Origin of the sequence: Nevskia soli, from assembly GCF_903970205.1 — a bacterium.
Lineage (GTDB): Bacteria > Acidobacteriota > Terriglobia > Bryobacterales > Bryobacteraceae > Bog-113.
Genome location: NZ_CAJCHS010000133.1, coordinates 1 through 7,981, shown reverse-complemented (window position 1 = coordinate 7,981; position 7,981 = coordinate 1). Strand labels below are relative to the sequence as shown.

Annotated in this window: 8 protein-coding genes; 5 read left to right on the top strand and 3 right to left on the bottom strand. The window is 58.8% G+C overall.

Annotated elements, in window-relative coordinates; translation table 11 throughout:
• Positions 1–333: 333 nt before the first annotated feature.
• The 3 genes from H1Y01_RS06045 to H1Y01_RS06035 all read left to right on the top strand — a co-directional run bounded on the left by H1Y01_RS06045 (position 334) and on the right by H1Y01_RS06035 (position 2,583).
• The gene (locus tag H1Y01_RS06045; protein WP_180539486.1) at positions 334–717 is read left to right on the top strand and encodes a MarR family winged helix-turn-helix transcriptional regulator; all 384 of its coding nucleotides are present in this window, start codon (positions 334–336) and stop codon (positions 715–717) included.
• A gap of 103 nt (positions 718–820) precedes the next feature.
• Complete coding sequence (locus H1Y01_RS06040; RefSeq protein ID WP_219341317.1) at positions 821–1,414, top strand: RNA polymerase sigma factor; 594 nt, start codon at positions 821–823, stop codon at positions 1,412–1,414.
• The gene (locus H1Y01_RS06035; RefSeq protein ID WP_180539483.1) at positions 1,411–2,583 is read left to right on the top strand and encodes an anti-sigma factor; all 1,173 of its coding nucleotides are present in this window, start codon (positions 1,411–1,413) and stop codon (positions 2,581–2,583) included. The genes H1Y01_RS06040 and H1Y01_RS06035 overlap by 4 nt, the downstream gene beginning before the upstream one ends.
• Positions 2,584–2,673: 90 nt before the next feature.
• On the opposite strand, the gene H1Y01_RS06030 is transcribed toward H1Y01_RS06035, so the two are convergent.
• Positions 2,674–3,732, bottom strand: a complete 1,059-nt coding sequence (locus tag H1Y01_RS06030; protein WP_180539481.1) for a hypothetical protein — start codon at positions 3,730–3,732, stop codon at positions 2,674–2,676.
• Positions 3,733–3,875: 143 nt separating this feature from the next.
• Here H1Y01_RS06030 and H1Y01_RS06025 point away from each other — a divergent pair, with 143 nt between their 5' ends.
• A complete protein-coding gene (locus H1Y01_RS06025) occupies positions 3,876–4,463 on the top strand; it encodes a hypothetical protein (protein ID WP_180539480.1) in 588 nt (195 codons plus the stop codon).
• A gap of 209 nt (positions 4,464–4,672) precedes the next feature.
• On the opposite strand, the gene H1Y01_RS06020 is transcribed toward H1Y01_RS06025, so the two are convergent.
• On the bottom strand, positions 4,673–4,921 hold the full coding sequence (locus H1Y01_RS06020; protein ID WP_257644418.1) for a zinc-binding dehydrogenase: 249 nt from the start codon (positions 4,919–4,921) through the stop codon (positions 4,673–4,675).
• The gene (locus tag H1Y01_RS19940; protein WP_367399772.1) at positions 4,872–5,180 is read right to left on the bottom strand and encodes a hypothetical protein; all 309 of its coding nucleotides are present in this window, start codon (positions 5,178–5,180) and stop codon (positions 4,872–4,874) included. The genes H1Y01_RS06020 and H1Y01_RS19940 overlap by 50 nt, the downstream gene beginning before the upstream one ends.
• Before the next feature lie 524 nt (positions 5,181–5,704).
• Between H1Y01_RS19940 and H1Y01_RS06010 the strand changes: the two genes are divergently transcribed.
• Positions 5,705–7,285 (top strand): hypothetical protein, encoded by a 1,581-nt coding sequence (locus tag H1Y01_RS06010; protein WP_180539474.1) that lies wholly within the window; start codon positions 5,705–5,707, stop codon positions 7,283–7,285.
• Positions 7,286–7,981: the final 696 nt, after the last annotated feature.

Sequence of the window (7,981 nt, the reverse complement as noted above, 5' to 3'; positions counted from 1 at the left end):
CCCGCTGCCGCTCCTCTTCCGGCCAGCCGGTGCGGTTCAAAACGCGGCGCAGCCCGTATAGCGCAACGGCGGCAACCGCTACAGTTCCGATAAGTATCTCAGGGACCAAGTATGCAGGCCCTTCGTAGTTCATGTCTCGACTTCCTTCACGGTCTGACTTTCTTACGCATTTGGATGTATCTACATGTAATCGGTTTCATGAAATCCACGCCGGTCGCTTGCGATAGATGTAGGTACAATTAGTTCGTGAGGAAGAGCGGGCATCCCGCAAAACCGAGAAAGCGGCCGGTCCCGCTCCCCTGCGCGTGCGCCGGTCTCCGCAGGGCGGCCAGAGTGGCCACGCGCTACTACGACGACGCGCTTCGTCCCACGGGCCTGCAGCTTGCCCAATTCACTCTCTTGCAGGCCCTGCATCTCGCGCCTGAGATAACGCAGAAACAACTCGCCGCGATTCTCGAGATCGATAGCACCACGCTCACCCGAACGCTCGCTACCCTGCGCCGCAAAGGATGGCTTTGTTCCGAGACGGGAACCGATCGGCGGGAAACCCGTCATTCATTAACCGCTGCCGGAAAACGCGAATACGGCCGCGCGGTCCCCTACTGGGAGAACGCGCAGGCCGGGCTGAAACGAGCGCTTGGCAAGACGAACTGGAATCATTTGCTGGATGCCGTCTCGCAGGTCGCCGCCGTAGAGGTTGGATCTGACCAGACATAATTGACTGAGCATCGAGCGCCGCCGCGTCCACGGCTTTCCGGCAAACGAAAACCAGACATTTATCATCGGACAACGGCGTGTTAACGTCGATTGACAGATGCTGGTGAGTGCGCAAAAGGACTATCCGGAGCCCAGCGATGTGGATCTGCTGGAGCGCGTCGCCCAGCGTGAGCCGGAAGCGTTGCTACTGCTCTATCGGCGGTACAGCGTCCGGATCTTTTCGCTGATCATCCGCATCCTCCGCGACCGGCCGGCTGCCGAGGAAATCCTTCAGGACACCTTTCAGCGGTTGTGGGAATCCTACCCTTTGTACGACCACTCGCGTGGGGCGCTGCTTTCGTGGTTGTTCACCGTCGCCCGAAATCTTGCGCTCGACTACAAAAGAAAATCCGCAAGGCGAAGCGCTTACGTATACCAGGATGACCGGAATGCAACCGAACCGATCGAACCGTACGTCCGCGCACCGGGGGGCAACGCGGCTTCGTCCGATTCGGACTTGGCCCTCGCCGTGGTGCAGGCCATGGATAGGCTGCCGCCGGAACAGCGCTCGGTCGTTGAAATGGCTTACTTTGAAGGTTTGTCACATAGTGAACTCGCACGCAAGCTGGATACTTCGGTGGGAACTGTTAAGTCGCGGCTGAGACTCGGACTCGCTAAGATGCGCACGGCGCTTCGTAACTCCCGGTGCGGATTATGAAGGTAACCGGGTGTCCGGATGAAGACGACTGGGCGTTGTTTGAAATGGGCGCTCTCGATGCTGAAAAACGCGCGGAGATGAATCGCCACCTGCAAAGCGGGTGCGGCGCCTGCCGGGTTGCCCAAAAGGAATGGAGCGACATTTTGCCGATGCTTGCTCTGTCCGCGCCGGAACGCCACCCATCCCCGGGAGTCGAGCGCAGGCTGCAGGCCCGTTTGTTCGGAAACGGATTCGAGAAGCCGTTGCGCCCGGCGCAAGCCGTCGGCACCCGCAGCCGAAGAGTCATGGCGTGGGGTTTAGCCGCTGTGCTGGCGCTGGCGATCTATGCAACCGTGGAAAGCATTGAGCGGAACGGCGAGGTAAGCCGGCTGCAGGGACAGAATCAGCAGCTGAAAGCTCAGGTTGCGCTGCTCGACAGTGAGGTGAGGCGAGCGCAAACTTCGGTTCCGCCGAAGCTGTCCCCCGGCGCCCCGCAAGTCGAGCCGAAGCGCCAGGTTGAAAGGCAATTGCCGCCTTCCCCCGACAGTTCTCTCGCGCTGTCTCTGGCCCAGGCGCAACAGGAAAAATCCCTTGCGGAGAAAACCGCGGCCGACTTGAACGCGCGCATAGCCGTCGCCGATCGCGATCGGCAGAACCTGCAGGCTCATCTTGACGATCTGCGGGCTAAATTGCAGGATCTGGAGAACCGCAACCGCCGGTTGGAGCAAGTAGCTTCAGAAGCCTCGAAAAGTGCGGCTGAACAGACCGAAGAAATCGCAAAGCTTCGTTCCGAAGTGCGCAACCACCGCGCGGAGCGCAGCGATTATGATCGCTTACTCGCTGTGATCGCTTCCGGGCCGTTTCGCTCGGTCGAGCTACGCGCGGTAGATTCAGGCGCCGGCCACGGATCGGCCCGGGCAGTCGTAAGTGCGAAGGCCGGGCTGTTCCTCGTCGCGCAAAAACTGCCGGTCCTCCCGGATGGTAAGTGCTACCAATTGTGGCTGATTCGCAAAGCGAACCCGAGTATCGTAAGCGGTGGAATTATGCAGACGGAAGCCAATGGTCTCGCGGTGCTTGCCGATCCGAATCTAAGCGGAACGGATAACATTACGGGCCTGGCGATAACCGACGAGCCGACCGGAGGCAGTGTAGCGGCTAAGGGCCATAAGCTGCTGTTCGGCGCGTTTTAGAAGCGCGAAGGACGCGAACCCGCGCCGCCAAACCGCAAAGAAACTCGTGAAGCCGGCGGCGCGGGGCGCGCTCCGTTTTGCGCGAGTCTATCAAAAGCGCCACCCCCATTGCACGGCCAGCGTCGGGTAGATGGTGCTTCCCGGAATCCAGTTTCCGCGGGCGTCTAATCCTAGGGTTAGTCCGGATGGAAACAACCAGTCGATCCCCCCACCGAACTGCGCTCCTAAGCTCGTCCCGCCTTGGCCGGAAGGCAATCGCGTCTGCTGGAGTTGATTCGAGCTGGTAATTTGACCGCCGATTAATGGTCCGGTGAATGGCGCGCTGCCGAAAAGAGAAGTCAAGGCCTGTTCCGTCGCGGGGTCGAGCGCGGCGTTGGCGCGTAAGCCCGAGGACGTGGTTTGATTGGATGTCGTGACGTCGGCGCCCAGGCCTACTACCGCATAGGGACGCAGATGCCAGCGGTCAAGGCGCGTCCAGCTATATCGTAAGGCTACCGGCACAATCTGAATCGTCTGGGCGCGCCACCTGGCTTGTTGGGTAACCGCAAACGGAGCCGGCCCCGTGCCCGCGGCTGCGTCCGCAAGATTGGCCGCCGTCTGCCCGGGACGTAGCGACGCGAGTACGGCGAGGTTGGCTACCTGGGCGACGTTTGAAGTATCCGGTAAAGATCGGGCGCTCTGACTTAGTGTTACTGAAAACTCATAGCTTAGCCGGCCGCCGGGTAAGAGCGCCAACGGCAACTGCACCGATCCACCGAGATAACTGCCGGGATGTAATCCATAGGTTCCCCCGTTGGCCCCCGAGATGAAATCGGCAACAGCGCCGATCTTGCCGAGATTCGGAAGCAGTTCCTGCGGGAGCTGCCCGGTCACCGGGTCAGATAACGGCGCGGGCGCCGCGGAGTCCGCCGTCCCCGCGCCACCTGCCTCGCGAAAAGTAGCGGGAAATGTAGCGGGAATGTCGAGCGGCTGCGCCGAAGCGCTCGCCGCGCTGAGTCGAGCGTTCTCCTCGGCAAGACGCGCAACGATTCTCTCGAGCGCCGAGACGCGCTGTTCCAGCGCACGAACGCGAGCGTCCTCGTTCGGCTCAGCCGCGTCACCGCGGGAGATGGCCAGGATTACTAACCCAAATGTAACCATTCGGGACATAGTGAAAAACGATACCCGCGTTCGGACAAACATGCGTATATGTTAACGAGGTAAGTGATCCGATTACCCGGCCGATGTCGTTTGCTCAAGCGTGACGCCCGACTTAGTTGGCGCGCCACGATAACTCAAAGGAGAAGTAAACGATGAATCGTTCCCTGTTGGTGCAGTCAGCCATGGTGCTGGCCGCCTTTTCTTTCCCCGTACTAGCGTCCGCCGACACGCGCCCAATTGTCGCCGGCTCCACGGATGTCGCTTTAGATAGTAGTTTCCTGAGCGCGTTGACAAGTCTTGGCGTGACGCCGTCGATCGAAAAGCCGGCCACTCTTACCGGCGCCACGGCGGCTTTCCCGGTCACCGATGGCGAAATCGATCTCGATACGGCTAAGGCCGAGATCTTTCATGAAGGCGGTCTCTCTTTGACCGCGGGTTCCACGACCGTGAAAGTGTTCAACTACATCATCGACACGACGGGCGGCGCGCCGGTGTTAACCGCGGCGGCGGTAGTGAATGGGACGCTCGTAGGTAGAATAACGTTGTTTGATTTGGCGCTTCCATCCTTGGCGTTACCTCTAGTACCGTCCAAGAAAGACATCCTATCGATCGGTAACATTGCAGTGACTCTGTCGAGCGACGCGGCCGCTGCTTTGAACAGCGCATTCGGCGTAACCGCATTTTCAGCCGGATTTCCGATTGGCACTGCACGCACGACCTTCAAGGTCGGCGCTAAGTAAAGCCTTCAGCCGCAATCGGGTATGTTAGAGAGACCCGGAGAAAGGAAGGTTCTCCGGGTCACTACATGCACTTAGTGGAATACTCCGAAGAGCCCGTGCAAAAAGGCCCGGTAGACTCATCGCGTTACGGAGCCGCGACCGTGAGGGAGTCGGTTTTTACACAGACTGCTGATCTGAAAGTGCTCCAAGTGTAGTCGCGGCCCCTCACATCAGCTACTACTAAGTACGATTTTGCCTTCGATGGAACCGCCCGCCAAAAGCTCAAGCGCCTTTCTCGCATCCAGAAGCGGGAACGTACGGTTAATCAGCGGGTCGACCTTCTTGTCTACGAGCAGCGCGAAAATCCGGGGCAGATTTTCGCGAAATTGCCTGGGATTTTTCCGATAAAACAGGGTAATCCCGTAGAATTTACCCTGCCGTTCCCGCAAGCGCGCTCCCACGAAAATATTGGCGAACATGGGCAAGCTGAGACAGCGCGCCGGACGCTCCCATGAATCCAAATCCAACCAACATCCCGCCCGGCCGAAGCGCTCCAACGCAACGACCGATAGGAGAGCCTCCTACAGCGTCGAACACGCGATCGACACTCTCGGGCTGCAGGGCACGTACGAGACGATCGATCGAACCGGTCCCAATCGCGTCCACGACACCGGCGATCTCGTACCCCGGCGCCAAAGGAAATTTTGGCGCATATCGATACTTTCCTGCCAGGACCATTAAGTCTGTCGAACCCACTCCCGCCGCTCGTACCCGGACGCGCAACTGTCCGGGGCCGGGCACCTCGACAGGTAGCTCAACACGTAGCTCAACGACCCGGAGATCCTCGGGTGCACCCTTCTTCGTCGCCATCACGGCGGATAAGTTCCGGCCCTATCCGCCATTAACCCACGCTCTCCTTCCGCTTCAATTCCTGCAATGGCCGGCGATTAAGCCCGCATCCCCGGGGGAGTTCCCGAGAACATGAGCACCCGCTACGAGTAACCGTTGTTACACCGCAAGGGGAACCAACTAAACCAACTACCCTCTTGCGCCCCGGCAATCCGGGTTGCATCGCGATTCCTCTGCTCAATTGTGTGGGGCAGCACGGTCTTCCAGGTGCACACGGCCGTTAAAATACAAATCTTTAGTAGATGCTGATAGAAATGAGCGGGGATTTTAAGTATCCTTTGAAGGACTTGCAAGAATTTTTGTGTATTTTTTCAATAAATCACAAAAATTAAGTCTCTTTATGGGGAAATCCAATGACATTTATCCGTCGAAGCGTGTTATCGCTCGCCGCTATGGTCCTGTTCTCGTCCAACGTTGTTGCCCAGAACAGCCAGGCGTGGAATACGCCTGAAACGACCGCTCCCGCAACATTCCTGTCACCCGCCAATTTTGACGTGACAACTACTCCGGGCCAGATTTTCAACAGTACAGGCGCGCAGTTAATTGCATGGAAATCTTCGGGCGCATCGAAACAAGCCGAGTTTAACCTGAGCGGGTTTCCTTGCAGCGCGCTCTCTTGCGGTGCAATGAGCGCCGCAGCCGGCCGCCTGTACGACTGGACGCCCCTTGCCTCGTCCGCGTCCGGCCTTGTAGGAAACATCATTGCCGTCGGCGCGGGCAGTCCCAACAGCGGTTCCACGGTTCCATTTGCGCTCCTATCGGTCCTGCCGCTTACACCGGCGGGAGGCCCTTCGTTGCCGGTCAATTGCCCCAATGCGGCCGCCTCCGCAGTCGCCGGAGCGGCGTGTCTCTCGTTAGTACCGGAGACCGCAGTGTGCGGAACGGAATGTCTTGCATCGGGGTTCGCGGATCCGAGTATTCGCAGGGACCCCCTTCTTCCCGGGACCGGTCTCTGGTTGGCCTACTCTTTTGGTGAATCGTGCAGTCCAACCGGGCCGACGTGCGGAACGGGTACAACGCCCGCCATCGCGATTCATCTCGTCGCAAGCCACGATGGAGGCGCGACCTGGGGCCCCGCAACAACTCTCTACGAACCAAGCTACGTGCCGATCGATTCGCCGTCTTGTGAGGATCGTTCAAGGAACTCCGGTAATGCCTACACCTCAAACGAGGTTATGAATTTAGCGCCGGACGGGACTGGCAATTGGTATGGAGTTCACCAGCAATACTGCGTCCAGGCGAATGGCACGATACTCTACGGCACTCTCTACCCCTATACCAACGCCCTTATCCTCGCTAAGGCCGCGACATCGCCAGTCAATTTACAAACCCCCGTCCTGTCCGCGCGGTTCGGCAATGCCGACCTGTCCGCCATGGCGGGTATCCCGCTCGAAAGCTGCATGTCATTTGACGAGCCCGCCCTTCTGATTCACGACTCGCTCATCTATCTTTTTGTTGAGTGCCTTCCACCTCCCAATTCGACATCTCCTCCCCAGTACTACACGTTAGTGGCGCCCACCGATTCGGATTGGACGCTTATTTCATCATGGTCGGAGTTTGGCCCTCCCTTCGGTGGGCCGGCGGATGCCAATCGCTACGACGAGGGGTCTTTGTTCCTGACCGAATTCGATATTGCGGAGCGGCCGGATGGAACCTTTATCGCCGTTGTTACGCCGGCAACTGGATTAGATCCTGAGACGCATCTCGGCTGCTTGGCGATCGCATTCACTCTTCCGACTTTCTCCGGTACGATCGACAACTATTTCGGAACGACTTACGCGGAAGTCAACGACGATGCCGGAAGCGCATCTCATCTCGGGAACAGCGGATGCACCTTCGATCCTGCCTCCGCCACAGGACTGATCATCCCTCGAAAGGTGAGATCCGCGGGAGGAATAGTCACCTCGCTCCTGGAAACTGGTCTGATGCCTTGAAGAGCTCAGAGCGCAAAGGGTGCGATCCCGCGGTCCGTTTTGCGCGAGTTCCTCAAGAGCGCAAAGGGCGCGTCCCCGCGCCGCCAAACCACAAAGGAACTCGTGAAAGCTTGGCGGCGCGGGGCGCGGTCCGTTTTGCGCGAGTTCCTTAGAAGTCTCTCGTTCACGGCCGGAGTTCCCTACCGGCTGGCGCTCAATGCGGGCGTGTTGCGGGCGTGTTGAGGAGACGCTGGCGATCTTCGGAATCGAGCCCGATACCTAGACGACGCGACGAACGGATTGGTCATCATTCCGCGGTTGTCGACCCATGCCTCTGACGAATAATCGAACGTTCGTCGTATTGAGCAAAAACACGAACTAACTTGCTGGATACCGTCGAGCCAAACATTGCGTCACGCCTCCCAATTTTCCGCTGTAACTCCGCCCAACTCAACTCAACCAAGGTCCACCATCGAGGAAGGGACTCTTCAACAGAACCCAGCGATGATCGCAATCGCGGTCGGCATTCTGAGTGTAGTCGCGTTGACAGCGGCTTACCTGCCGGCGCGCAGGGCTTCCCGGATTGATCCCCTGCAGGCCCTTCGATCTGAATAGAATCTCCGGATTCCTACAATAAGCTTGGATGCCCGCCGGACTCAACCTTGAAAACCGCGACTACGCCCGTATCCTCGCTGAAACCTCCGACCTGATGGAGAT

Excerpts from the sequence above, each read along its gene's own strand:
- H1Y01_RS06035 (WP_180539483.1), top strand. The coding sequence starts at position 1,411 with ATGAAGGTAACCGGGTGTCCGGATGAAGACGACTGGGCGTTGTTTGAA.
- H1Y01_RS06030 (WP_180539481.1), bottom strand. The coding sequence starts at position 3,732 with ATGTCCCGAATGGTTACATTTGGGTTAGTAATCCTGGCCATCTCCCGC.
- H1Y01_RS06025 (WP_180539480.1), top strand. The coding sequence starts at position 3,876 with ATGAATCGTTCCCTGTTGGTGCAGTCAGCCATGGTGCTGGCCGCCTTT.
- H1Y01_RS06020 (WP_257644418.1), bottom strand. The coding sequence starts at position 4,921 with ATGTTCGCCAATATTTTCGTGGGAGCGCGCTTGCGGGAACGGCAGGGT.
- H1Y01_RS19940 (WP_367399772.1), bottom strand. The coding sequence starts at position 5,180 with ATGGTCCTGGCAGGAAAGTATCGATATGCGCCAAAATTTCCTTTGGCG.
- H1Y01_RS06010 (WP_180539474.1), top strand. The coding sequence starts at position 5,705 with ATGACATTTATCCGTCGAAGCGTGTTATCGCTCGCCGCTATGGTCCTG.